The following is a 1,235-nucleotide window of genomic DNA, read 5'->3' on the forward strand; positions in this document are numbered from 1 at the left end:
GCGTGCTCATGCGAGGGTAGGATGCCGCCGCGCGAACACGGCACCAGCGCAAGGAGTGCGCCGCTCCGGCCCGGCCGTCACCCCGAGTGCCTTCCGCACTGTGGCGGCGCAGCAACGGCGGGCAACTTTGATGCTTGCGGTTCAAACGCGATTTTTTGGGGAACTGAGCAAAAGGCCCCCCCACAAACCCTAGGATTGCTCCAAAATTTCAGGTGTCAAAATGCAACAAGCATCTGAGTAAAAATCCCAATGAGCAATATTTCAGTTGATCCTCCTGCCCCGCCCCTTTCTCGCCGCGACATACTGAAATCCGCGAGCTTCGGAAGCAGAGTAGCCGAAGATGAAAATGACCAACTTCAATCATATTTTGTCGAAACGAAGCAGTGGTCCAAACTTATCCAGGGCTCAGCTGACATTGTTTTTGGATCGAAAGGAGCAGGAAAAAGCGCACTCTATTCTCTTTTAGTACGTCAGAAGGAGGAGCTCAGGTTAAATCGTCGCATCATCGTGCTCGCCGCCGAAAATACCCGTGGTAGTCCGGTTTTTCGAGATTTAATCACCGCACCGCCGCCCAGCGAGGAACAGTTGCGTGCAATGTGGAAATTATATTTCCTTTGCATACTTGCAGAATACGTGCGCCATGCTCTAAAGGAAATGAAACTGACTTACGCACCGGCGGAGGCAGTTTTCAGTTTACTCAGCAATAATAAATTGCTCCCCCCTAGCGGCACAGAGCTAATGCAAAAGCTCAAGGCCGTGATGGAGTACGTATCAAGACGATTTCCAACTCTGGAAGCCGCAATCACTGAGCCAAACAGCGGTGTCTCTCTCTCCGGAAAGATCACATTCGCCGAACCGACCGAAGAGCAGCGTGCTTTTGGATATAGATCGGTGGACGATCTGCTGAAAGCCGTCAATCAAAGCATGGAAGTAGTGAAGATCCAAGCTTGGCTGGTGCTCGACAGGCTGGACGTGGCCTTTGCAGAGTCTCCTGAGCTGGAAGGAAACGCTTTGCGCGCGCTTTTTCGCTGTTATCTAGATTTTTCCAATTTTGAATCGTTTAGATTAAAAATATTTCTTCGTGATGACATTTGGTCGAAGCTCGTTAAAGACGGATTTCGCGAGGCAAGTCACATTACGCGGAACATTTTGATCACTTGGGATCAACCGGCGTTGGTTAATTTAATCATTCGTCGACTGCTAAATAATCCCGCAATTTGCAATTACTACAACGT

Annotated in this window: 1 protein-coding gene; it reads left to right on the plus strand. The window is 49.8% G+C overall.

The features are described 5' to 3' along the window. Positions 1-249: 249 nt before the first annotated feature. A partial coding sequence (locus AC1D2K_RS34880) for a P-loop ATPase, Sll1717 family (RefSeq protein WP_478095021.1) occupies positions 250-1,235 on the plus strand: 986 nt, incomplete at its 3' end.

The sequence above is a fragment of the Variovorax sp. P1_H12_2 genome (assembly GCF_056405335.1).